The sequence below is a fragment of the Oleiphilus sp. HI0117 genome (assembly GCF_001635235.1).
The window spans coordinates 1-558 of record NZ_LWGA01001177.1; the positions used below are offsets into that span (position 1 = coordinate 1).

General features: G+C 45.5%; 1 protein-coding gene. It reads left to right on the plus strand.

Features of this window, described 5'->3' with window-relative positions:
- Window positions 1–558 (plus strand): GTPase (locus A3757_RS20790; protein ID WP_156506465.1); only part of this gene is annotated, 558 nt, incomplete at both ends.

A 558-nucleotide genomic window follows, 5' to 3' on the forward strand; every position in this document is an offset into this window, starting at 1 on the left:
TGTTAAATCGCTGATCGAAGATGCAATGGAGGACTTCCCGGAACAAATCGAGGAAGATGATGAAGCAAATGGTTGTAAAATTGGTATTATCGGACGACCAAATGTTGGTAAGTCTACCTTGGTTAATCGACTGCTTGGTGAAGACCGTGTTGTTGTTTATGATCAACCTGGTACCACGAGAGATAGCGTCTATATTCCTTACGAACGCCGAGAAAAGCCCTATACCTTGATCGATACGGCAGGTGTGCGCCGTAGGAAAAATGTTAAAGAGGCGGTAGAGAAATTCTCCATCATCAAGACCTTGCAAGCGATACAAGATGCCAACGTTGTTGTTGTCGTTATCGATGCCAGAGAAGGTGTCGTTGAGCAGGATCTTCACCTGATTGGCTTTGCTATGGATGCCGGGCGAGCGCTGGTATTGGCGGTCAATAAGTGGGATGGAATGACCCAAGATGACAAAAAGTCAGTAAAGAGAGAGTTGGATAGACGTTTAGTTTTCCTTGACTATGCACCTATTCATTTCATCTCAGCCAAACATGGAACCGGCGTGGGGGATTT